We start from the raw sequence: 21,565 nt of genomic DNA on the forward strand, positions 1-21,565 counted from the left end.
CCCCCCCCCCCCCCCCGCCCCCCCCCCCCCCCCGGTTTTCCGCATGTGCGCAGGCTTTTGCACATAGGCTGTGGAAGAATGCCCTATGCGGAAAGGAGAAGCGAACATGCACACAGCAGCTGTGGAAACGGCCGCCATTGGGCTTTTGAGCCGGGTGGTGGTCCGTGGCAGGACCTTTGTGGGGTGCCGTCCGGTGGTGTCCCCGGAGGGAAAGGTCATCGAGCGGGGGGAGAGCGGACTCTTCCGGGTCCTCTTTCCCGATGGCAGTCGCCAGTGGTACTGGCCGGAGGAGCTAAAGGCGGCACAGTAAACAGGAAAAAGGGCAGGTCTCCCATAGGGAGCCCTGCCCTTCAGCTTGTCGAAAAAGCCGTTTTGGCTTTTTCGACAGGCTTCTTTGTTCATTGGTCCTGCCCCAGGGCGGCCCGGAGCTGCTGCCGGTAGTCCTCCACCGCCCAGTCGGGGCCGGTGAGGGCCACCCCCTCCCCCAGGCCGAAGAGCCAGCCGTAAAACTGGGGGGAGACCACCGCGTCCACCGTCAGGGTGAAGTGGTCGGGGCCGTCAGGGACTAGAATGACCTCCTGGCCGAATCGGTCCAGCATGACCCCCACCATGCTGTTGGCGCAGCGCAGGCGGACCTTGCCCTCCCGGCCGCTGAACATGCCGAAGTGCTTGGCGGCATAGGCCGCCATGTCGAAGCTGGACCGGTCCAGGTCCTCCCCCTCCTCCAGCTTCAGGCAGGTGACGGCCAGCTCCGCCATCTTGTCCACACGGTAGTGGCGGACCTCTTTCTTGGCGCCGTCCCAGCCCACCAGGTAGTAATTTTCGCTGTTCCAGATGAGACCGTGGGGAAAGACGGTGTACCGCCGGCCGCCCCGGCGAAAGACCTTCTCCTTCTTTACGTCGTAATCGAAGTAGCGGAAGGTCACCGCCTTTCCGGCGGCCAGGGCGGTGTGGAGCTTGTCGATGGAGTAGTAGACGCTCTCGTTCATGGTCTTGACCCGACGGTCCACGTAGACCTGCCGCTGGAGCTGCCGGGCCTGGTGGACGCTGGTGAGGCCCTCCAGCTTGCGGATGAGGTCGTCACTCTTCCGTTTTGTAATAAATTTGCAGGACTGCACCGCGTCCACCAGCAGTTTGAGCTCCGGAAGCTGGAAGGCCCTGCCTCCCACGAACCAGCCCGGGTCCTTTCCCTTGCGGCTCTGAACGTCCAGACCGGTCTGCCGCAGCACCTCCATGTCGTCGTAGATGCTCTTGCGCTCCGCCGGGATCCCCTGGGCCGCCAGACCGTCAATCAGCGCCTGGGTGGTCATGGGATGCTCTTCATCCGTGTGTTCCAGCAACATCCGCTGGAGCACCAGGAGCTTCTGCTTTTGTCCCGCACCTCTGGCCATCGGACATCGCCTCCTCTCTGTTTTTCTATCTTACCAGAATAAAAGTCCTAAAAAAAGGACTTTTATATAACTTGGAAGAAAATTCTTTTTTGGGGGTGGCCCCCCAACAATGCAGCTTTGACAAGTAAAAATTGCATGTGCCAGGAGTTGGAGAGGGGGTGAGAGGTCGCTCGCGGTCAGTTTGTCTCTTTACAAGCAGGGAAAGAGATGGTACAATTCACCTAAGTGAAGTCTCAGAGTGAAATAAATTTTCAAATCATGAAACTTGGAAATTTTGAAATTTCATTTCAGGGGGTATGACCCATGGTGATTCAGGATATACGGACCGGGCGCATTTCCCTGCCGCTGCGCCACCCCTTTAAGACGGCCCTGCGTACCGTCACCCATCTGGAGGATGTGGTGGTGATGGTGGTGGCCGACGACGGACAGGTGGGCTACGGCGAGGCGCCCCCCACCGCCGTCATCACCGGCGACACCATGGGCTCCGTAGAGTGCGCCGTCCGGGACTTCATCCGTCCCGCTCTGGTGGGCATGGAGGTGGAGGACCTGGACGGGGTGATGAAAAAACTCCAGGCCTGCATGGTGAAGAACACCACCGCCAAGGCGGCGGTGGACATGGCGCTCTACGACCTCTGGGGCAAGCGGTACGGCATCCCGGTGTGGCGGGCCCTGGGCGGCGCCCGGCGGGAGCTGGAGACCGACCTTACCATCTCGGTGAACCCGGTGGAGGAGATGGTGAAGGACAGCCTGGAGGCGGTGGAACGGGGCTACCGCATCCTGAAGATCAAGGTAGGCAAGGACCCCAAGGCGGATGTGGAGCGCATGGCGGCCATCCGCGGCGCGGTGGGTCCCGACGTGAAGCTCCGGGTGGACGCCAACCAGGGCTGGCGGGCCAAGGAGGCGGTGGCCATCATCTCGGCCATGGAGGACAAGGGATTGGACATTGACTTGGTGGAGCAGCCCGTGCCCGCCCACGATCTGGAGGGCATGGTCTATGTGACCAGCCGGGTGCAGACCCCCATCCTGGCCGACGAGTCGGTCTTTTCCCCCGCCGACGCGGTGGAGATCATCCGCCGGGGGGCGGCCGACCTCATCAACATTAAGCTCATGAAAACCGGCGGCATCTGGCAGGCCCTAAAGATCTGTGACGTGGCCGAGATCTACGGCGTGGAGTGCATGATCGGCTGTATGCTGGAGTCCCGGCTGTCGGTGGCCGCCGCCGCCCATCTGGCGGCGGGCCGGAGCGTCATCACCCGCTGTGACCTGGACGGTCCCTCCCTGTGTGCCGAGGACCCATTCACCGGCGGGCCGGTCTTTGACGAGGCCGTCATTCGCATGAGCGACGACCCCGGCATCGGCGTGACCAATGTCCCCTGTGAGGACTGGCATTGAGCCAAAGAGAGGCTCTATTTTTCCGCATCAGCGCCGCATGGCGGCTTTTGATGGACCCGGCGGGCGGACGGACCGCCCCAAAATGAAAAGGAAAGAAGGAGAAAGCATGAAAAGAACCACCCGATGGACGGCCCTCCTGCTGGCCGGCGCCATGACCCTGAGTCTGGCCGCCTGCGGCGGCGGCGATGAAGGCGGAGACAGCCAGGCCTCCACCACCTTCCGCGAGCTGTACGCCTCTGAGGCTACCACGCTCAACTATCTGGTGACCTCTCAGGCCACCGAATTTGAGCTGTGCGCCAACTTCGTGGACACCCTGATCCAGTACGACGAATTCGGCGTGGCCCATGGAGGTCTGGCCACCGACTGGACCACCAGTGAGGACGGCCTCACCTGGACCTTCACCCTCCGGGAAGGGGTGAAGTGGTACCGCAGTGATGGCTCCGAATACGCCGACCTCACTGCCCAGGACTTTGTCACCGGCCTCCAGTACGTCTGTGACCCCGCCAACGACTCCAAGACCTTCGACATTGTTTCCAGCGTGGTGAAGAACGCCCAGGAGTACTACTCCGGCGCCGTCACCGATCCCAATGAGATCGGTGTCCGCGCAGTGGATGACATGACGGTGGAGTACACCCTCAATGCCCCCACCCCCTATTTCCTGTCCATGCTCAGCTATGTGTGCTTTATGCCCGTGAACGCCGACTTCCTGGCCGAGGTCGGGGACCGCTTTGGTACCAGCGCTGACACCCTGCTCTACAACGGCGCCTATATCTGCCAGGAGTTCAACCCCCAGGAGAGCCAGCTGTGGGTGAAGAACCCCAATTACTGGAACGCCGACAACGTCTACATCGAGCGCATCGAGCGCACCTACAACAGCGAGGCCAACAAGCTGGCCCCCGACATGTATAAGCAGGGCTCCGTGGACCAGGCCAAGATCCCCGCCGAGCTGCTGGAGGCCTGGCTGGAGGACGACACCACCAAGGATATGGTCCGGCCCACCCGTACCTCCTATTACACCTATTGGTGGCTCTTCAACTTCGATCCCAAGATGGACGAGTCCTTTGAGCCCGACAACTGGAAGATCGCCGTCAACAACGAGGCCTTCCGCCTCTCCATCGCCTACGGCATTGACCGTCAGAAGGCCGAGTATCCCTACGAGCCCTACAACACCGAGGCCAACCTGATCCGCACCATCACCCCCGAGGGCTTCGTGGACTACAACGGCGTGGATTACACCCAGATGGGCGATCTGGCCGCCATCTCCAACACCGATCCCTTCAACGAGGAGCTGGCCCTGCAGTATAAGGAGCAGGCCGTGGAGGAGCTCACCGCCGCCGGCGCCACCTTCCCCATCAAGATCCTCATGCCCTACAACCCCGCCACCCCCTACTGGGGCGAGAGCTGCCAGATCATTGAGCAGCAGCTGGAGAGCCTGCTGGGCACCGACTACATCGACATCACCGTGGAGGCCGGCCCCTCCACCAACTTCCTGGCTGAGGTCCGTAAGAGCGGCGAGTACTCCCTCATGCTGTGCAACTGGGGCCCCGACTACGCCGATCCGGAGACCTACTCCGACCCCTGGAGCCTGGGCTACACCTACAGCTGGCCTGAGCTCACCACTCAGTCTGACCTGCTGACCGGCTACACCTATACCGCGGAGGATATGGCCGCCGGCGTCTTCGACGATGAGAAGTTCATCGGCACCCCCGAGACCGTCTACATCAAGATGGTCCAGGAGGGCAAGAACGAGAAGCTGGACATTGAGAAGCGCTACACCGCCTTTGCCAACGCCGAGGCCTTCCTCATCAACCACGCTATCGTCATCCCCTTCCACCGCCAGGCCGACAACGGCTACGTGGTCTCCGACCTGTCCGTCTTCGACCGGCCCTTCTCCCCCTTCGGCGTGTCCAGCTATCGCTATGAGGGTGCCCACCTGCTGGATACCCCCATCAGCATGGACGAGTACTACGCCCAGTATGAGCAGTGGGAGGCCGACCGCCAGGCTGCCCTGGAGGCCGCTGCCGCTGAGAGCTGATCCCTCGCGCCGGGCAAGAGGGACGTGTCCGTATTCTCCGGACACGTCCCCGCCGTCCGGGCTTTGTATGTTGAGACGAGAGCGTTTTCAGCGCTCTCGTCTCAACATACAATCTGTATCCCGAAAGGAGCGCCCCCATGCTGAAATACATATTAAAACGCCTGGCCTTCGCTGTGGTGGCACTTTTCATCATCACGGCTGTCATCTTCTCCCTTATGCGCCTCATGCCCATTGAGGGCTACTTCCCCAACTTCGACAAGATGACCCCGGAGATGATTCAGAACGGCCTGGAGAACCTGGGACTCACCGATCCTCTGCCGGTGCAGCTGTTCCGGTTCTATCGGGACCTGTTCCACGGCGACCTGGGCACCTCCTGGATCTACCAGCCCAACGTGCCCGTCACTGAGATCCTGGCCCGGAAGATTCCCGTCTCCCTCACCCTGGGCTGCATGGCCATGGTCCTCTCCCTGGTGGTGGGCATTCCACTTGGTGTGGTCATGAGCCGCTACAAGGGCCGTCTGCCCGACAAGCTGGGCACCGGCTTCATCGTGCTGCTCAATGCTGTGCCCGTGGTGGTCTACTATCTGGTCATCCAGATGGTGGGCTCCCGTTCTCTGGCTCTGCCCATGCTATACAGCCGCTCTGACCCCACCAGCTGGATTCTGCCCATCCTGTGCCTCTCCCTGGCCAACATTGCCGAGTACGCCATGTGGATGCGCCGGTATATGGTGGACCAGCTCAACTCCGACTATGTGAAGCTGGCCATGGCCAAGGGCGTCTCCCGCCGGGACATCATGTACCACCACGTCCTGCGCAACGCCTTTGTGCCCATCATCCAGCTGCTGCCCACCTCCTTCCTCAACACCATCATCGGCTCCATTTACGTGGAGTCCCTGTTCTCGGTGCCTGGTATGGGCGGACTGTTGGTGGACGTCATCAAGCGACAGGACAACGCCATGGTCCAGGCCCTGGTGCTCATCTTTGCCAGCGTGGGCATTCTGGGGCTGCTGCTGGGCGATTTCTTTATGACATTGGCCGACCCGCGCATCAAGCTGGGTCAGGAAAGGGGGGGACGCTAAATGCCGCAGATCGGAAAACGCAAGCTGGACAAGCTGGCCACCTCTCTGGAGGAGGACCTGGCGAAGAAGGCCAAAGGCCTCACCCAGGCCGAGATCGACGCCCTGGACCCCCAGCTCTTTACTCTGGCCGACTATGACGCCGCTGCCGCCGAGCGGACAGGCTACTCCAACTACTCTTACTGGCGCTCCACCCTGCGCATTTTCTGGCGCAACAAGGTTGCCCGCCTGCTCATCATCCTGCTGGGGCTCATGCTCCTCTTTACCTTCATCCAGCCCTTCCTCCCCGACCAGAAGGACCCCACCGAGATCTTCTACAACGAGGAGACGGGCATGCCCCTCTCCAATAAGCAGCCCGGCGAGGTAGAGGGCTTCATCTTGGGCACCAACAACCTGGGCCAGGACCTGTGGTCCCGGACCTGGTACGCCACCCGGACCAGCCTCTTCATCGGCTTCGTGGTGGCCCTCTCCGAGTGTATCATCGGCATCACCGTCGGGGTGCTGTGGGGCTATGTGCGCCGGCTGGATCAGTTCCTCACCTCTGCCTACAACATCGTGGACAATGTGCCCCGGACCATCATCCTCATCCTCATCTCCTACATCCTGCGGCCCTCCATGAGCACCATCATCCTGTCCATGTGTCTGGTGGGGTGGCTGAAGATGGCGCGGTATGTCCGTAACCAGGTGGTCATCATCCGGGACCGGGACTATAACCTGGCCTCCCGCTGCCTGGGCAGCAGCACGCCCCGTATCGTCTACCGCAACCTGTTGCCCTATCTGGTGTCCATCATCATGCTCCGGGCCGCCCTGGCAGTGCCCACCGCCATCACCGACGAGGTCTTTCTCACCTACATCGGCCTGGGCCTGCCCGTCTATACCCCCTCCCTGGGCACCCTCATCATCGCCGGTAAGGCCCTGATGACCACGCCCTCCCTGAGCTATCAGCTCATCATCCCCTGTGTGGCCCTGTCCTTCGTCACCGTCTGCTTCTATGTCATCGGCAACGCCTTTGCCGACGCGGCGGACCCGAAAAATCACGTCAGCTGAGGAGGTGTGCAGATGGAACAAAAAGAACATGACGTCATTTTGTCGGTCCGGGATCTGAATGTGAAATTCACCCTCCGGGGCCGCACCCTGCACGCCATCCGCGACGTCTCCCTGGACCTCTATCAGGGGGAGTCCCTGGCCATTGTGGGCGAGTCCGGCTCAGGTAAGAGCGTCTTTACCAAGACCTTTATGGGTCTCACCGATCAGAACGGCACCATTGAAAGCGGCACGATTCATTATCAGAATGGCATGGATCTGGCCAAGCTGCGCTCCGAAAAGGAGTGGCAGGCCATCCGGGGCAAAGAGATCGCTATGGTCCTCCAGGACCCCATGACCTCCCTCAACCCCCTCAAGACCATCGGCAAGCAGATCGAGGAGGCGGTGGTCCTCCACCAGGGCCTCAAGGGCGAGGCGGCCCGGAAGGTGGTGCTGGAGACCCTGACCCATGTGGGCATCGACGATCCGGAGCGCCGTTACAAGCAGTATCCCCATGAATTTTCCGGCGGCATGCGCCAGCGGGTGGTCATCGCCATCGCCATCGCCTGCCGGCCCAAGATTCTCATCTGTGACGAGCCCACCACCGCTCTGGATGTGACCATCCAGGCCCAGATCCTGGAGCTCATCAAAGCCCTTCAGAAGCAGTACGGCCTCACCACCATCTACATCACCCACGACCTGGGGGTGGTGGCCAACGTGGCCGACCGCATCGCCGTGATGTACGCCGGGGATATCGTGGAGATCGGCACCTGTGAGGAGGTCTTCTACGACCCCCGCCACCCCTACACCTGGGCGCTGCTGTCTTCTCTGCCCCAGCTGGGCATCAAGGGGGAGCCCCTCTACTCCATTGCCGGCGCGCCCGCCAACCTCTTTAATGAGGTCAAGGGCGACGCCTTTGCCCCCCGGAATCCCCAGGCCCTGAAGATCGATTTTGTGGAGCGGCCTCCCTACTTTGAGGTCAGCCCCACCCACAAGGCCCGGACCTGGCTCCTGGACCCCAGGGCCCCCAAGGTGGAGCCGCCGGAGCATATCAAACAGCTCAGAGAACAGGGGGTGCGTCTGCGTGGTCAAGCCTGACGCCAACGTCCTGCTGGACGTCAAGGACCTGTGCGTGGACTTCGGCTCCCGCCGCAAGCCCTTCCACGCCGTGAAACATGTCTCCTTCCAGATCCACAAGGGGGAGACCTTCGGCCTGGTGGGTGAGTCGGGCTCCGGCAAGACCACCATTGGCCGAGCCATCATCCGCATCCATCCCACCTCCGGCGGCGAGGTGTGGTTCCAGGGAGAGAAGATCAACGGAAAAGTGAGCCACGAGGTGGACCGCACTGTTACCCGGAAGATCCAGATGATCTTCCAGGACCCCATGGCCTCCCTCAACGAGCGGGCCAAGGTGGACTACATCGTCTCCGAGGGCCTCTATGCCCAGAAGCTCCACCTCACCCAGGCCCAGCGGGAGGAGAAGGTGGCCAAGGCCCTCAGCGACGTGGGCCTCCTGCCCGAGTTCGCCAGCCGCTTCCCCCACGAGTTCTCCGGCGGCCAGCGCCAGCGCATCGGCATCGCCCGGGCCCTGATCCTGGACCCGGAGTTCATCATCGCCGATGAGCCCATCTCCGCCCTGGACGTCTCCATCCGGGCCCAGGTCCTCAACCTCATGTCCAAGCTCCAGAAGGAGCGGGGCCTCACCTATCTTTTTATTGCCCATGACCTCTCTGTGATGCGCTTCATCTGCGACCGCATCGCCGTCATCTACAAGGGGGAGCTCCAGGAGCTGGCCGAGACCGAGCAGCTCTTTGCCCATCCCCTCCACCCCTACACCCGGGCGCTCCTCTCTGCCATTCCCCAGCCCGACCCCATCTCTGAACGGCAGAAGGTGCTGGAGGTCTACGACCCCAGCTGTCACGGCTACTCCGACCAGAATCCTCCCCTGTGGGAGGAGGTGGAGTCCGGCCACTTTGTCCGGGGCAGCCGGGCCGAGCTGGACGCCTACCGGGCCAAGCTGTGAGCTGCCACTTCACCAGATATTGGATGTGACCAGGAAATGATCGTTCCCAACCCCCTTTACCCCGGCGCCCGGGTGGCCCTGGTGGCCCCCAGCTCCGCCGTGGCCGCCGACCGGCTGGGGCCCGCCCAGGACGCCGTGAAGGCCCTGGGCCTGGAGCCGGTCCCCTACCCCTCCTGCTATGCCACCAGCCGCCACGGCTACTTCGCCGCCGACGACGCCCAAAGGGCCTCCGACCTCCAGGCCGCCTTCGCCGATGACTCCATTGACGGGGTGCTCTGCCTCCGGGGAGGCTACGGCGCCCACCGCCTCCTCCCCCTGCTGGACCTGGACGCCATCGCCCGCCGGCCCAAGCTCTTCGCCGGGTACAGCGACATCACAGCCCTCCACACCGCCTTCAACCAGATCTGCGGCTTTGTCACCTTCCACGCACCCATGCCCGCCTCCGACTACTACCAGCCGGTGGACGAGCTCACCATGTCCCGGCTGCGGCGCTGCCTTTTCGGCTCCCTGACCGGGCCGGTGGAGAACCCCGCCGGGCGGCCCCTCACCGCCCTCTCCCCGGGCAGCGCCATGGGGCGGCTGTGCGGCGGCAATCTGTCCCTGCTCTCCGCCTCCCTGGGTACCCCCTGGGAGATCGACACGAAGGGAAAGCTCCTTTTCCTGGAGGACGTGGGGGAGAAGGTCTACCGCATCGACGGCATGCTCACCCAGCTCCGGAACGCCGGAAAATTCCGGGACTGCGCCGGGGTGATCCTGGGGGACTGGACAGACTGCCCCCCCGAGGACCCGGAGCGCTCCCTCACCCTGGAGGAGGTCTTCCGGGAGCTCATCGTCCCTGCGGGCAAGCCGGTCCTCTCCGACCTGGCCTGCGGCCACAGCCTGCCCAACCTGTCCCTGCCCCTGGGCGCCATGGCCGCCATGGACGCCGATACCGGACGACTGGAGGTGCTTCCGTCATGACGGAGCAAGCATTGGATACCTATCTGAAACAGGAGATCGCCGCCTTCCCCTGCAAGACCGCCGTGCTGGTGGGCGAGGTGGAGAGCGGCAAGGTCCTCTGGGCCCTGGAGCCGGACACCCAGGTGGTGTCGGCCTCCACCATCAAGGTGCCGGTGCTCCTGGCCGCCCTGGAGGAGGTGCGGCAGGGCCGGCTCTCCCTGGGCCAGACCCTGGATCTGCCCGCCGAGGTGCTGTTGGAGGACTCCCAGGTCTTTGAGTACGGCCCCACCAGCCGCTCCCTGTGGGAGCTCCTCTACTGGATGATCGTGGAGAGCGACAACACCGCCACCAATCGGGTCATCTCCACCGTGGGCTACGACGCCATCAACGCCTACGCCCGGGACGTGCTGGGTCTCCGGCACACGGTGTGCCAGCGGCAGATGCTCGACTGGGACGCCATCGCCGCCGGCCGGAACAACTACACCTCTGCCGCCGACCAGTTTGCCCTCTACCGCAAGCTGTGCCGGGGGGAGATTTTAAACGAGTCCCTCACCGCCGTGGCCCTGGACATGCTCCGCCGCCAGCGGTCCATGGACGACATCCTGCGCTACAACCCCTACCCCGTGGATTTCGCCCACAAGACCGGCGGCCTGGACTACCTCAGCCATGACGCCGGTGTCTTCTTCCAGCCCGGCGGCGACTGGTTCCTGGGCATCTTCACCTGGGACGGCCCCAGCCCCGAGGGCGATAACCGCCAAAAACAGTTCATCGGTCGTCTGGGCAAGGCCATTTACGACACCTACGGCGCCCCGGCGCCGGCATTCTGCACGGGAGGCTGAACGGATATGAAAGCCATCGTCATTGAACCCGTCTGTCCCCTTATGAGCCGGCCCCAGCTCCAGTGCGAGCGGGCCGACGAGGTCCTGGCCGGCATGGTGGTGGAGCTCCTGGAGGAGGTCCGTCCCGGCTGGTACCTGGCCCGGGCGCCCTACCGCTACGAGGGCTACCTCCGGGCGGAGCACGTCCTCACCGGTGACCACCTGGTCCGCCGCTGGACTGAGCGGCCCAAGCAGGTGGTGCTGAAGGGCATCTGTGACGTCCTCTCCGGCCCCGCCGTGGCCTGCTTCCCCCTGGCCACCCTCACCCGGGGGGCCATCCTCTCCCCGGTGGGCACCCCCAACGCCGACGGCTGGCTCCGGGTGGAGCTGCCCGATGGCCGGGAGGGCTATACGAAATGTAGTTTCCTTGGGGAATATTACGAAAAACCCCGGTTTGAGGACCCGGAACAGCTGCGGAAGGCAGTGGTGGAGACCGCCCTTACCTACCAGGGAGCTCACTACCGCTGGGGCGGCAAGACCCCCATGGGCATCGACTGCTCGGGGCTGGTCTCCATGAGCTACCTCCTCAACGGGGTGGTCATCTACCGGGACGCCAACATCAAGGAGGGCTTCCCCGTCCACGAGATCCCCCGGGCAGACATGAAGCCCGGCGATCTCCTCTTCTTCCCCGGCCACGTGGCCATGTACCTGGGAGAGGGGAAGTACCTCCACTCCACCGCGAAAAACGGCAGCGACGGCGTGGTCATCAACAGCCTCAATCCCACCGATCCGGACTACCGGGCCGACCTGGACCAGGGCATGACCGCCGTAGGCACCGTCTTTTAAGATCCCGAACATCTGAGCATGCTCAGCGCCCCTCCCCGATGGGAGGGGCGTTTTTTGCGGAGAAGTGGCGTAGACTTGACAAAACATGCTATACTATACTAGAAGTAGTATGTCCCCATGGATATGGGACGGAAAGAACAGACAAAGGAGAAGAGCGCATCATGAGCGAGAGATACGACGTTGCCATCATTGGCTGTGGAGAGGCCGGTATCTACGCAGGTTACGAGCTGATGAAACAGAACCCCGGACTGAAGGTGGTGGTCCTGGAGCAGGGCCGGGACATTTACAGCCGCAGCTGCCCCATCGTGGCGGGGAAGGTGAAGGACTGCATCCAGTGCAAGGTCTGTGACACCATGTGCGGCTTTGGCGGCGCCGGCGCCTTCTCCGACGGCAAGTTCAACTTTACCACCGCCTTCGGCGGCTGGCTCACCGACTTTATGGACGCCAAGGAGGTCATGGACCTCATCGAGTATGTGGACTCCATCAATGTGGCCCACGGCGCCACCACCGAGATGTTCTCCACCGCCACCCCCGAGGCCAAGGCCCTGGAGAAGAAGGCCCTGGAGTTTGACCTCCACCTGCTCCAGGCCCGGTGCAAGCACCTGGGCACCGAGAAGAACCTGCTCATCCTCCAGAACATCTATGAGGATCTGAAGAAGGGCATCGAATTCCGGTTCAATACCACCGTCAAGACCATCGACACCGCCGACGGCGGCTACCGCCTGGGCCTGGAGAAGGGGGAGGATGTGTGCTGCGACTGGCTCATCGCCGCCCCCGGCCGCTCCGGCGCCGAGTGGTTCGCCAACGAGTGCAAGCGCCTGGGCATCACCCTCATCAACAACCAGGTGGACATCGGCGTCCGGGTGGAGCTGCCCGCCCGGGTCTTTGAGCACATCACCGACGTGGTCTACGAGTCCAAGCTGGTCTACCGCACCAAGCAGTACGGCGACCAGGTCCGCACTTTCTGCATGAACCCCTACGGCCACGTGGTGGCCGAGAACGTGGAGGGCATCAACACCGTGAACGGCCACTCCTACGCCGACCCCGCCCTCCAGAGCGAGAACACCAACTTCGCCCTGCTGGTGTCCAACCGGTTCACCGAGCCCTTCAACGAGCCCTACCGCTACGGCAAGCACATCGCCTCCCTCAGCAACATGCTGGCCGGCGGCGTGCTGGTCCAGCGCTTCGGCGACCTGGTGAAGGGGATGCGCACCAACGCCCACCGGATGAGCAAGTCCTTCACCCGGCCCACCCTCACCGCCGCTGTCCCCGGCGACCTCAGCCTGGCGCTGCCTAAGCGGCAGCTGGACGACATCATCGAGATGATCTACCAGCTGGACAAGATCGCCCCCGGCACCGCCAACTACGATACCCTCCTCTATGGCGCGGAGGTCAAGTTCTACTCCTCCCGCCTCACCCTGACCCCCGAGCTGGAGACCAAGCTGCCCGGCATGTTCGCCATCGGCGACGGCGCCGGCATCACCCGCGGCCTGGCCCAGGCGGGCGCCTCCGGCGTGAAGGTGGCCCAGGTGATCTCCCGGCGTCTGCGGGAAAAGGTCTGAGGTAGATTTGACGGGAACCGGAGCAAAGCCCAGCGCAAGCGTGCCTGTACGTGCGAGAGAGCCTGCCGGCAGATGCCGGCAGGCTCAGAAGCGCCGCCCAACGGCGGCGCTTTTTTCTACATTGAATATTCGGGTGGTATTCATTCGCAGTCCACATGCGCCCCAGAGAGAAAGCGGCTTTCCACAAGGGTTTTCCACATTTTCCACAGGGTTATCCACATATGTTTATGTAAACGTGGAAAAGTGGATTATTCATAGGGGTAGACATAAAACGACTGTCAAGGGGAAGTTGCGCGGCATTTTCGCCAAATTTACAAAAGGCCATAAAGACACGGAAATGTAAGGGAGGTTCGGATCATGTCAGAGCTCATCGCGGCCATCTCCACACCGGCGGTGCCCTCCGCCATCGGGGTCCTGCGGCTGTCGGGGCCGGGGGCGGTGGAGTGTGCCGACAAGGTTTTCCGGGCCAGGAGCGGGAGGTCCCTTACCGGGACGGAGGACCGGCGTCTGGTGTACGGCTCCCTGCTGGATCAGGAGGGGAACGTCATCGACCAGGTGCTGGCCACGGTGTCCCGGGCCCCACACAGCTACACCGGGGAGGACACGGCGGAGCTCCAGTGCCACGGGGCCCCGGTGGTCCTCTCCCTGGGCCTGGAGGCTCTCTACGCCGCCGGGGCCCGGCCGGCAAAGCCGGGTGAGTTTACCCAGCGGGCTTTCCTCAATGGCAAGCTGGACCTGACCCAGGCCGAGGCGGTGGCCGACCTGCTGGAAGCGGAGACGCCCCAGGCCGTCCGGACGGCGGCGGGGCAGCTCACCGGGGCCCTGTCCCGGCGGGTGGAGGGGATTTACAGCGGTCTGGTGGACCTGCTGGCCCACTTCCACGCCGTGCTGGACTACCCCGACGAGGACATTGACCCCTTCCGCGCCCAGGAGCTGGAGGCGGCCCTGGAGACGGCGGAGCGGGGGCTGGAGGAGCTGCTGGCCACCTACGACCGGGGGAAGTTTTTGACCCGGGGGGTGCCCTGCGCCATCGTAGGCCTGCCCAATGCGGGCAAGTCCTCCCTCCTAAACGCCCTGCTGGGCTACCAGCGGGCCATCGTCACCGACATTCCCGGTACCACCCGGGACACGGTGGAGGAGCGGTGTGTGGTGGGGGGCGTGCTGCTGCGGCTCATTGACACGGCGGGGCTCCGGGACACCGACGACCCGGTGGAGCGGCTTGGGGTGGAGCGGAGCCGGGCGGCCCTGGCCGGGGCCGAGCTGGCCCTGGTGCTCATGGACGGCTCCGACCCCGGGGACGACACCGACCGGTTGGTGGCCGAGCTGGCCCTCTGGGAGGAGGCCGCCGCCCACTGTTCCCGGGTGGTGCTGGTGCTCACCAAGGCCGACCTGCCACAGGGTCGGGACCGGGGCTTCTCCGTCCACGGGGAGGAGGCGCCGCCGGTGGTCCGGCTCAGTGCCAAGACGGGGGCTGGGCTGGAGGACCTGGGGGCGGCGGTGGCCCGGCTCTTTCCCCAGGGGAGCGGCGGCGAGGCCGGGGCCATGCTCACCAACGCCCGGCAGGCCCAGGCGGCCGGGGCGGCTCTGGCCGCCCTGCGGGAGGCCGAGACGGGACTCCTGGCCGGGGTCACCCCCGACGCCGTCCTCACCGACGTGGAGGGGGCCGTGGAGGCCCTGGCCGAACTCACCGGCCGGACCATCCGGGAGGACGTGGTGGAGCGTATCTTCTCCCGCTTCTGCGTCGGCAAGTAGTTCTTTTTCTTGTAAGAAAAAGAACCAAAAAGAACTTTGGTACCGCTCTGATTGCCGTGCGGGACCGGCGCTTTTGCCCGGTGACGATAGGTCAATGGAATAGGAAACGGAAAGCGGGCGCTGCCATCGTCAGCGCCCGCTGTTTTATCTTTTCCGGAGGATATATGGGGTGCGGCCTCCTGGACGCGCCCACGGAACCACAGGACGAGGGGATGGAAAGATGAGTCTCATTTCCGCTTGCCCCTCCTCTGGGCCAAAAGCCAGCCGGTCAGTTCCCCCAGCCCGGAGGCGCAGAGGGTCACGGCGCAGAAGGGGAGGGCGCTGGCGTTGTAGACCAGGGGGACGGCTGCCAGGAAGCAGAGGGCACATAGGAGGGGGTAGAGGGGGCAGAGGCCCTGCCGCTCGGCTAGGGAGAGGCCGGAGCAGAAGCTGCCCACGGGGAGGAGCAGATAGAGGTAGACAAGACCGGTGAGCACCGGCACGTCGGGGGCGTCGAAGAGGGACAGCGCGGCGGGGAGCAGGAGGCAGAGAAAGAGGGCGAAGGGGGCATAGGGCAGAGTTTCTTTCCACTTCAGGGGGGAGGAGCCCGGGGAGAGGCCCAGCCTCTCCCGGATGGCGGCCACCTCGGCGTACCAGCCCACCCAGCGTCCCAGCCAGATCAGTAGATAGACCAGGGCCAGGAGGAGAAGGAAAAAGGGGATTTGGGCGGCCTGAAAGTTGAGGAGAACCCACAGGGAGAGGGTGGCGGCCATGGCGGCGAAATGGAGGAAGGTGCGGCGGACCAGGGCGGGCCCATCGTCGGCGAAGGGCAGGGTGGCCACGCCGACCTCGGCGCCGAAGGCGGACCAGAGGAGGAGGCCCAGCGCTGCCCCCAGGGCCTCCGGCACGTGGGCATTGTAGCAGAAGGTGAAATCCAGGCTCAGGGAGCCGGTGAAGAGGGCGCCGGGCTGGGTGAGGAAGGCCAGGAGCAGGCAGCCCGCCGCCCCTAGAAGGCCGCCGGCCAAGCCCCGCTTGGCAGCCTGCCTTTTGTCGGGAAAGAGCACGGTGATTCCTCCTTTCAGAGGCCCAGGGCCTCTTTGATTTTTTTCACATACCGCCGGGAGACATAGCACACCGTGTCCCCGGCCAGAGTCATGCGGATGGTGCCGGTGAGAGAGAGGTCCAGGGCGGTGACCTTTTTGAGGTTGACGATCTCCGAGTGGGAGATGCGGACGAAGGTGTGCCGGTCCAGCCTGCCCTCCAGCTCATAGAGCCGCTCCCGCAGGTCGTAGACGCCCCGGGTGGTCTGGACCTTCACCCCCTTGTCCTCCCCATAGCAGCGGAGAATGTCCTCCGCCCGGAGGGGGATGGCGGTCTCCCCGGCCCAGGCCATGAGGAGGGCGTCCCGAGTGGAGAGGCGGGCGGCCAGGGCCCGGACCTCGTCGGTCATGGCGGGGGCGGTGATGGTCACGGAGAGACCTGGGGCGGCGGGGTCAATGCGTACCTTTACGTCTATGGAAGCCCCCTCCTTTCGCCCTCAGTATACGAAAAAGAGGACCGCCTGTCCACGAAAAGGGGACAGACGGTCCAAAAGTACACACAGACGGTCATTCCTGAGGGAAAGCGGCGCTCTGGCACTGGGCCAACTCCCATTCCAGTATGGCCAGGTCGTTGTAATTTTTCAGGGGTAGTTCATGGATGTCCCGCCGCTCCAGATAAATGTTCTGGAAGATCTGCATAAAATCAAGTGCCCCATGCCTGAACGTCCCCATTCGGGACTCCTTTCAACCATGGAAAATACAGTCTGTTCGTTTCTCCGTTGAGAATATTATAAATATTTGCGCCTTATGTGGAAGGACCAATTTGTCAAAAAGTTCTAACCGGTGGACACAAGAGCAAATAAATGAATGAAATAAAATTCCAAATTATGAGCTAATTTGCTAAAAATATTTATTTTGCTCCGTCTAAAATTGTAGAAAATAGAAACTTTAACAATATGCTACTGTAAAGTGTTGCAAAATTTTGTTGCGCGATTTATCATTATAAGCAATTATTGCCGCACGGTTGACCGCCAGGGACGGACCGTGGGCGCTTATCTCTCGGGAGGCGTCGTCATGCGAAGATACATCATCAAGCGGATCCTGCTGATGTTCCTGCTGCTGCTGGGCATGAGCTTTATCGTATTCGCCAGCCTTTACATTGCTCCGGGTGATCCGGCGGCCATGGTGGCCGGTCCCAGTGCCACCGATGCCGACATCGAAGTGGTTCGGGCCAGTCTGGGACTGGACAAGCCCTTCTTTGTGCAGTATTTCATTTATTTAAGGAATCTGCTCACCCTGAACCTGGGCACCTCCTACACCACCCGGCAGCCCATTCTGGATGAGATCCTGGTCCGCCTGCCCAACACCCTCAACCTAGCCACGGCCAGTATCATCATTGCGGTGCTGGTGGGCATCCCCTGCGGCATCATCACTGCCCTGAAGAAGGACAAGCTCACCGACAACATCCTCACCACCGGCTCCCTGGTGGGCATCTCCATCCCCAACTTCCTGCTGGGCACCCTGCTGATGTACGTCTTTGCGGTAAAGCTTGGCTGGCTGCCCACCGGCGGCATGACCCACTACTTCTGGACGCCCACGGGCTTGCGGGAGGCCATCCTCCCCGCCATCGCCCTGAGCACCGCCACCGTGGCCAGCTTCACCCGCATCGGACGCTCCGCCATGCTGGACGTGCTCCAGTCCGATTACATCCGCACCGCCAAGAGCAAGGGCCTGAAGAGGAGCACCATCATCTTCGGCCACGCCCTCCGCAACGCCCTCATCCCCCTGGTAACCCAGTTCGGCACCAGCTTCGGCGGCCTGCTGGGCGGCGCCATCATCACCGAACAGGTCTTTGTCATCAACGGCGTGGGCACCTATCTTATCACCGCCATCAACAACCGCAACTACCCCGTGGTCCAGAGCACGGTCCTGGTTATCGCCACGATCTTCATTGTCATCAACCTGATCGTGGACATCCTCTACTGCGTCATCGACCCGCGGATCAGCTACGAATAAGGAGGGACACACACGATGGACAACAAACACGGAAACCCCATCCGCGTGGCCTTTCGAAAGCTCTTTCAGAACAAGCTGGCCACCCTTTGCTTTATCATTCTGATCCTGGAGATCGTCCTGGTGGTCCTGGCCCCCGTCATCGCCCCCTACGGCTATGACGAGCAGGACCCCTCCATCCGCCTGCGGCCCGGCTTCTGGGCCCAGTGGACCGTGGTCACCGACCCCGAGGCCCCCGGCTATAATCCCAACGAGCAGTATGTCCCCGGCCACATCCTGGGTACCGACGACTACGGCCGGGATGTCCTCTCCCGCCTCCTCTACGGCGGCCGGGTCTCCCTGATGGTGGGCTTCGTCTCCACCGCCATGGGCCTGGCGGTGGGCGTGGTGTGCGGATTGCTGGCCGGCTACTACAAGCGGCTGGATAACCCCATCATGCGCGTCATGGACCTGCTCTTCACCTTCCCCGGCATCCTGCTGGCCATGCTCATCATCGCCATGCTGGGCGTCAACACCTTCAACGCCATGCTGGCCATCAGCATCTGGTCCATCCCCAGCTTTGCCCGGATGGTCCGCGGCAAGGTCCTCCAGGTCAAGGAGGAGGACTACATCATGGCCACCCGCAGCCTGGGCGCCAAGGACTCCCGCATCATCTTCATCCACATTCTCAAGAACTGCCTGCCCGTCATCATCGTCATCGCCACCATGCGTATGGCCACCTCCATCATCTCCATCTCCACCCTAAGCTATCTGGGTATGGGTGTGGTCCCGCCCCAGCCCGAGTGGGGCGGCATGATCGCCGCGGGCAAGCAGTACCTGTGGGACGCCCCCAGCCTCATCTTCATCCCCGGCATCGCCGTGATGATTACGGTGATCTGCTTCAACATCCTGGGCGATAAGCTCCGGGACATTCTGGACCCCAGTCTGAAGGACTGAGCACCAACCGATATGTCAGCCAAAGGCGGCGTCATATAAAACCAATCAAAAGGAGAGAAGAAAAATGAAGTTATGGAAAAAGCTGCTTACCCTAAGCGCGACCTGTGTTCTGTCTGTCTCTCTGCTGGCTGGTTGCAGCGGCACGACGACCCCCAGTTCTGCTGCGCCTGCCGGTACCGAAAGCGGCAATGAGGCCGCTGCAGGAGAGATGTTCAACATCGCGCTCACTGCACCCTTCACCGGTTTTGACCCCCTGCGGACCAATGATTCGGCCTCCACCTACGTCAACGCCCAGATCTACGAGACCCTCTACCGCATCGACCCCGAGACCGGCGAGAGCACCCCTCTGCTGGCCGCCGACCTGCCCGAGTACTCTGATGACGGCACCACCGTCACCATCAAGCTGCGGGAGGGCGTCACCTTCCACGACGGAACCCCCTTCAACTCTGAGGCTGTGAAGTACACCTTCGACCTCATCAAGGACCCCGACTTCGGTTCCGCCCGCGCCTCTATCGCCAACTCCATCGACTCCATGGAGTGCCCCGATGACTACACCATCGTCTTCCACCTGCTCTATGACGACGGCGTGTTCCTGGCCAAGCTGGCCCACACCAATGCGGCCATCGTCTCCCCCACCGCCCAGCAGAACCAGGACCTGATGACCCAGCCCTGCGGCACCGGTCCCTACAAGTTTGTCTCCTCCGTGTCCGGCTCCAACGTGGTGCTGACCCGGAACGAGGACTATTGGGGTGACCTGCCCGCCATCAAGGACATCACCATGACCATCATCTCCGACGAGTCCACCGCCGTGTCCCGGATGGAGACCGGCGAGGCCGACTTCATGCCCAACATCAGTGTGGAGCAGCTCTCCCGTGTGGAAAACAACTCCGCCCTCACCGTGGCCACCTCCGAGGCCGCTCAGGTCTACTACCTGACCATGCGCAGCACCTCCTCCGTCAACCCCATCATGGCCGAGAAGGACTTCCGCATCGCTCTGGCCAAGGGCATTGACAAGGAGGGCTATGTGGAGTATATGATGCAGGGCTACGCCAACGTGGCCACCTCCATCATCGGGCCCAAGATCGTGGGCTACGACGAGGAGGCCACCACCCACAACATCGCCTACGACCCCGAGGGCGCCAAGGCCATTCTGGACGCCCACCCCGGCTGGGCCGATGAGGAGATCTGCTTCCTGGTGCCCTCCACCCCCGCCTACTCCAAGATGGGCGAGTACTTCCAGTCCAGCCTGACCCAGGCCGGCTTCAACAATGTGAACATCGAGACCATCGACTGGTCCGCCTGGCTCACCGAGAGTAAGGTGGACAACCGCTTTGACATCACCCTGGCCGCGTGGTCCAACGTGACCCGCGACGGCTCTGAGCTCATGGAGCCCAACTTCCACTCTGTGAACGGCCAGCGCCGCGTGCGCCTGGACGAGGATGACTGGGCCCTGGTGGACAGCTACATCGAGGCCAGCAAGACCACCACCGACCTGGCGGTGCGTACCGAAAACCTGGTGGCCTGCAACGACCTGCTTCAGGACGAGGCCTATGTCCAGCCCATCTATCACTCCACCAACCTCTTCTGCTACAGCAGCGAGTACACCAACATCACCCGCGATCCCGGCGGCACCTTCTATGTGAAGGACTTCCAGTACGCCAGCTGAGCACCGCGCAGGTGTATGACAGGTCCCGGCGGGCCGCTCCGCCCGCCGGGAACCACTCTGTCACGTAGGACCCCCCTCGAAAAGGCGGCGCCTGACATGGGGAAGGATACCGGCGCTGCTCCGGCAGCCCTATCTCCCCGCTTTTTAGGTTGATATGCCCACCCATTGTGGTGACATATAACAAAATCAAAAGGAGAGAAAAGTAGAAATGAGATCCTGGAAAAAGCTGCTCAGCCTGACCGCGGCCTGCGCCCTGTCTGTCTCTTTGCTGGCCGGCTGCAGCGGCACCACCACCCCCGCCACCGAGACTTCCGCCGTCGGCAGCGGCGACGCCGCTACCGACGGCAAGATGTTCAACGTGGCCCTCACCGCCGCCTTTACCGGTTTTGACCCCCTGCGGACCAACGACTCCGCCTCCACCTACGTCAACGCCCAGATCTATGAGACCCTGTACCGCATCGATCCCGAGACCGATGAGTATGTGCCTCTGCTGGCCGCCGATATGCCCGAGTATTCCGAGGACGGCCTCACCGTCACCGTGAAGCTGCGGGAGGGCGTCACCTTCCACGATGGCACCCCCTTCAACTCCGAGGCCGTGAAGTACACCTTCGACCTCATCAAGGACCCTGAATTCGGCTCCTCCCGCGCCTCCATTGCCGGCTCCATCGAGTCCATGGAGTGCCCCGACGACTACACCATCCTGTTCCACCTCCTCTATGAGGACGGTGTGTTCACCGCCAAGCTGGCCCACACCAACTCCGCCATCGTCTCCCCCACCGCCCAGCAGAACCAGGACCTGATGGTGGAGCCCTGCGGCACCGGCCCCTACAAGTTCGTCTCCTCCGTGTCCGGCTCCAACGTGGTGCTGACCCGGAATGAGGAGTACTGGGGCGAGAAACCCGCCATCAAGGACGTGACCATGACCATCATCACCGATGAGTCTACTCCCGGTCCCCGGCGGGCGGCTGCCCGCCGGGTCCACCGGATCTTAAGACACATGGACATGTGTCTTAAGGTCTGTTCCCCGCCCCGGGCGGAGGCCAGACCTTAGGACACAGCAAGGAGGCAGATCTT

General features: G+C 62.8%; 20 protein-coding genes. 16 read left to right on the plus strand and 4 right to left on the minus strand.

Features of this window, described 5'->3' with window-relative positions; genetic code table 11:
- Window positions 1–106: 106 nt before the first annotated feature.
- Entirely contained in the window at window positions 107–310 is a 204-nt protein-coding gene (locus ACTNBK_RS09390; protein WP_441145529.1) for a hypothetical protein, read from the plus strand.
- An 88-nt stretch (window positions 311–398) separates the two neighbouring features.
- Here the strand turns inward: ACTNBK_RS09390 and ACTNBK_RS09395 are convergent, their stop codons facing one another.
- The gene (locus ACTNBK_RS09395) at window positions 399–1,391 is read right to left on the minus strand and encodes a helix-turn-helix transcriptional regulator (protein ID WP_441145531.1); all 993 of its coding nucleotides are present in this window, start codon (window positions 1,389–1,391) and stop codon (window positions 399–401) included.
- Between the two features lie 303 nt (window positions 1,392–1,694).
- Between ACTNBK_RS09395 and ACTNBK_RS09400 the strand changes: the two genes are divergently transcribed.
- The 11 genes from ACTNBK_RS09400 (at window position 1,695) to mnmE (ending at window position 14,857) form a co-directional block, all read left to right on the plus strand.
- The gene (locus tag ACTNBK_RS09400) at window positions 1,695–2,783 is read left to right on the plus strand and encodes a dipeptide epimerase (protein ID WP_441145533.1); all 1,089 of its coding nucleotides are present in this window, start codon (window positions 1,695–1,697) and stop codon (window positions 2,781–2,783) included.
- A 106-nt stretch (window positions 2,784–2,889) separates the two neighbouring features.
- A complete protein-coding gene (locus tag ACTNBK_RS09405) occupies window positions 2,890–4,818 on the plus strand; it encodes a peptide ABC transporter substrate-binding protein (RefSeq protein WP_441145535.1) in 1,929 nt (642 codons plus the stop codon).
- A 137-nt stretch (window positions 4,819–4,955) separates the two neighbouring features.
- On the plus strand, window positions 4,956–5,897 hold the full coding sequence (locus ACTNBK_RS09410) for an ABC transporter permease (RefSeq protein WP_294513176.1): 942 nt from the start codon (window positions 4,956–4,958) through the stop codon (window positions 5,895–5,897).
- The gene (locus ACTNBK_RS09415) at window positions 5,898–6,941 is read left to right on the plus strand and encodes an ABC transporter permease (RefSeq protein ID WP_294513179.1); all 1,044 of its coding nucleotides are present in this window, start codon (window positions 5,898–5,900) and stop codon (window positions 6,939–6,941) included. It abuts the gene before it with no gap.
- Between the two features lie 12 nt (window positions 6,942–6,953).
- Window positions 6,954–8,015 carry an ABC transporter ATP-binding protein gene (locus ACTNBK_RS09420; RefSeq protein WP_441145538.1) on the plus strand — a complete coding sequence of 354 codons (1,062 nt, stop codon included), beginning with the start codon at window positions 6,954–6,956 and terminating at the stop codon, window positions 8,013–8,015.
- Window positions 8,002–8,940: an ATP-binding cassette domain-containing protein gene (locus tag ACTNBK_RS09425; RefSeq protein WP_294513186.1), complete on the plus strand. Its 939-nt coding sequence runs from the start codon at window positions 8,002–8,004 to the stop codon at window positions 8,938–8,940. Before ACTNBK_RS09420 ends, ACTNBK_RS09425 begins: the two co-directional genes overlap by 14 nt.
- A 36-nt stretch (window positions 8,941–8,976) precedes the next feature.
- Complete coding sequence (locus tag ACTNBK_RS09430) at window positions 8,977–9,900, plus strand: S66 peptidase family protein (protein WP_441145540.1); 924 nt, start codon at window positions 8,977–8,979, stop codon at window positions 9,898–9,900.
- The gene (locus tag ACTNBK_RS09435; protein WP_441145542.1) at window positions 9,897–10,718 is read left to right on the plus strand and encodes a serine hydrolase; all 822 of its coding nucleotides are present in this window, start codon (window positions 9,897–9,899) and stop codon (window positions 10,716–10,718) included. The genes ACTNBK_RS09430 and ACTNBK_RS09435 overlap by 4 nt, the downstream gene beginning before the upstream one ends.
- A gap of 6 nt (window positions 10,719–10,724) precedes the next feature.
- Window positions 10,725–11,543, plus strand: a complete 819-nt coding sequence (locus ACTNBK_RS09440; protein WP_441145544.1) for a C40 family peptidase — start codon at window positions 10,725–10,727, stop codon at window positions 11,541–11,543.
- A gap of 161 nt (window positions 11,544–11,704) precedes the next feature.
- Window positions 11,705–13,105, plus strand: coding sequence for an NAD(P)/FAD-dependent oxidoreductase (locus tag ACTNBK_RS09445; protein WP_441145546.1), 1,401 nt, complete (start codon window positions 11,705–11,707; stop codon window positions 13,103–13,105).
- A gap of 357 nt (window positions 13,106–13,462) precedes the next feature.
- A complete protein-coding gene (mnmE, locus tag ACTNBK_RS09450; RefSeq protein ID WP_441145548.1) occupies window positions 13,463–14,857 on the plus strand; it encodes a tRNA uridine-5-carboxymethylaminomethyl(34) synthesis GTPase MnmE in 1,395 nt (464 codons plus the stop codon).
- Between the two features lie 227 nt (window positions 14,858–15,084).
- On the opposite strand, the gene ACTNBK_RS09455 is transcribed toward mnmE, so the two are convergent.
- The 3 genes from ACTNBK_RS09455 to ACTNBK_RS09465 form a co-directional block, all read right to left on the minus strand.
- The gene (locus ACTNBK_RS09455; protein WP_441145550.1) at window positions 15,085–15,900 is read right to left on the minus strand and encodes a DUF3021 family protein; all 816 of its coding nucleotides are present in this window, start codon (window positions 15,898–15,900) and stop codon (window positions 15,085–15,087) included.
- Between the two features lie 14 nt (window positions 15,901–15,914).
- Window positions 15,915–16,307 (minus strand): LytTR family DNA-binding domain-containing protein, encoded by a 393-nt coding sequence (locus ACTNBK_RS09460; protein WP_441145552.1) that lies wholly within the window; start codon window positions 16,305–16,307, stop codon window positions 15,915–15,917.
- Between the two features lie 136 nt (window positions 16,308–16,443).
- Window positions 16,444–16,608 carry a hypothetical protein gene (locus ACTNBK_RS09465; RefSeq protein ID WP_441145554.1) on the minus strand — a complete coding sequence of 55 codons (165 nt, stop codon included), beginning with the start codon at window positions 16,606–16,608 and terminating at the stop codon, window positions 16,444–16,446.
- A 342-nt stretch (window positions 16,609–16,950) separates the two neighbouring features.
- Here ACTNBK_RS09465 and ACTNBK_RS09470 point away from each other — a divergent pair, with 342 nt between their 5' ends.
- The 4 genes from ACTNBK_RS09470 to ACTNBK_RS09485 all read left to right on the plus strand — a co-directional run bounded on the left by ACTNBK_RS09470 (window position 16,951) and on the right by ACTNBK_RS09485 (window position 21,542).
- Entirely contained in the window at window positions 16,951–17,892 is a 942-nt protein-coding gene (locus tag ACTNBK_RS09470) for an ABC transporter permease (protein ID WP_294513214.1), read from the plus strand.
- A gap of 15 nt (window positions 17,893–17,907) precedes the next feature.
- A complete protein-coding gene (locus tag ACTNBK_RS09475) occupies window positions 17,908–18,825 on the plus strand; it encodes an ABC transporter permease (protein ID WP_441145556.1) in 918 nt (305 codons plus the stop codon).
- Window positions 18,826–18,889: 64 nt separating this feature from the next.
- On the plus strand, window positions 18,890–20,491 hold the full coding sequence (locus ACTNBK_RS09480) for an ABC transporter substrate-binding protein (protein ID WP_441145558.1): 1,602 nt from the start codon (window positions 18,890–18,892) through the stop codon (window positions 20,489–20,491).
- A gap of 208 nt (window positions 20,492–20,699) precedes the next feature.
- Complete coding sequence (locus ACTNBK_RS09485; RefSeq protein ID WP_441145560.1) at window positions 20,700–21,542, plus strand: ABC transporter substrate-binding protein; 843 nt, start codon at window positions 20,700–20,702, stop codon at window positions 21,540–21,542.
- Window positions 21,543–21,565 lie beyond the last annotated feature (23 nt).

This window comes from Intestinimonas sp. HCP28S3_D6 (genome assembly GCF_052065695.1).
Classification (GTDB): Bacteria; Bacillota; Clostridia; order Oscillospirales; family Oscillospiraceae; genus Intestinimonas.

What these genes read in the sequence shown, in the direction of transcription:
- ACTNBK_RS09390 (WP_441145529.1), top strand. Translation starts at nt 107, where the DNA reads ATGCACACAGCAGCTGTGGAAACGGCCGCCATTGGGCTTTTGAGCCGG.
- ACTNBK_RS09395 (WP_441145531.1), bottom strand. Translation starts at nt 1,391, where the DNA reads ATGGCCAGAGGTGCGGGACAAAAGCAGAAGCTCCTGGTGCTCCAGCGG.
- ACTNBK_RS09400 (WP_441145533.1), top strand. Translation starts at nt 1,695, where the DNA reads ATGGTGATTCAGGATATACGGACCGGGCGCATTTCCCTGCCGCTGCGC.
- ACTNBK_RS09405 (WP_441145535.1), top strand. Translation starts at nt 2,890, where the DNA reads ATGAAAAGAACCACCCGATGGACGGCCCTCCTGCTGGCCGGCGCCATG.
- ACTNBK_RS09410 (WP_294513176.1), top strand. Translation starts at nt 4,956, where the DNA reads ATGCTGAAATACATATTAAAACGCCTGGCCTTCGCTGTGGTGGCACTT.
- ACTNBK_RS09415 (WP_294513179.1), top strand. Translation starts at nt 5,898, where the DNA reads ATGCCGCAGATCGGAAAACGCAAGCTGGACAAGCTGGCCACCTCTCTG.
- ACTNBK_RS09420 (WP_441145538.1), top strand. Translation starts at nt 6,954, where the DNA reads ATGGAACAAAAAGAACATGACGTCATTTTGTCGGTCCGGGATCTGAAT.
- ACTNBK_RS09430 (WP_441145540.1), top strand. Translation starts at nt 8,977, where the DNA reads ATGATCGTTCCCAACCCCCTTTACCCCGGCGCCCGGGTGGCCCTGGTG.
- ACTNBK_RS09435 (WP_441145542.1), top strand. Translation starts at nt 9,897, where the DNA reads ATGACGGAGCAAGCATTGGATACCTATCTGAAACAGGAGATCGCCGCC.
- ACTNBK_RS09440 (WP_441145544.1), top strand. Translation starts at nt 10,725, where the DNA reads ATGAAAGCCATCGTCATTGAACCCGTCTGTCCCCTTATGAGCCGGCCC.
- ACTNBK_RS09445 (WP_441145546.1), top strand. Translation starts at nt 11,705, where the DNA reads ATGAGCGAGAGATACGACGTTGCCATCATTGGCTGTGGAGAGGCCGGT.
- mnmE (WP_441145548.1), top strand. Translation starts at nt 13,463, where the DNA reads ATGTCAGAGCTCATCGCGGCCATCTCCACACCGGCGGTGCCCTCCGCC.
- ACTNBK_RS09465 (WP_441145554.1), bottom strand. Translation starts at nt 16,608, where the DNA reads ATGGGGACGTTCAGGCATGGGGCACTTGATTTTATGCAGATCTTCCAG.
- ACTNBK_RS09470 (WP_294513214.1), top strand. Translation starts at nt 16,951, where the DNA reads ATGCGAAGATACATCATCAAGCGGATCCTGCTGATGTTCCTGCTGCTG.
- ACTNBK_RS09475 (WP_441145556.1), top strand. Translation starts at nt 17,908, where the DNA reads ATGGACAACAAACACGGAAACCCCATCCGCGTGGCCTTTCGAAAGCTC.
- ACTNBK_RS09480 (WP_441145558.1), top strand. Translation starts at nt 18,890, where the DNA reads ATGAAGTTATGGAAAAAGCTGCTTACCCTAAGCGCGACCTGTGTTCTG.
- ACTNBK_RS09485 (WP_441145560.1), top strand. Translation starts at nt 20,700, where the DNA reads ATGAGATCCTGGAAAAAGCTGCTCAGCCTGACCGCGGCCTGCGCCCTG.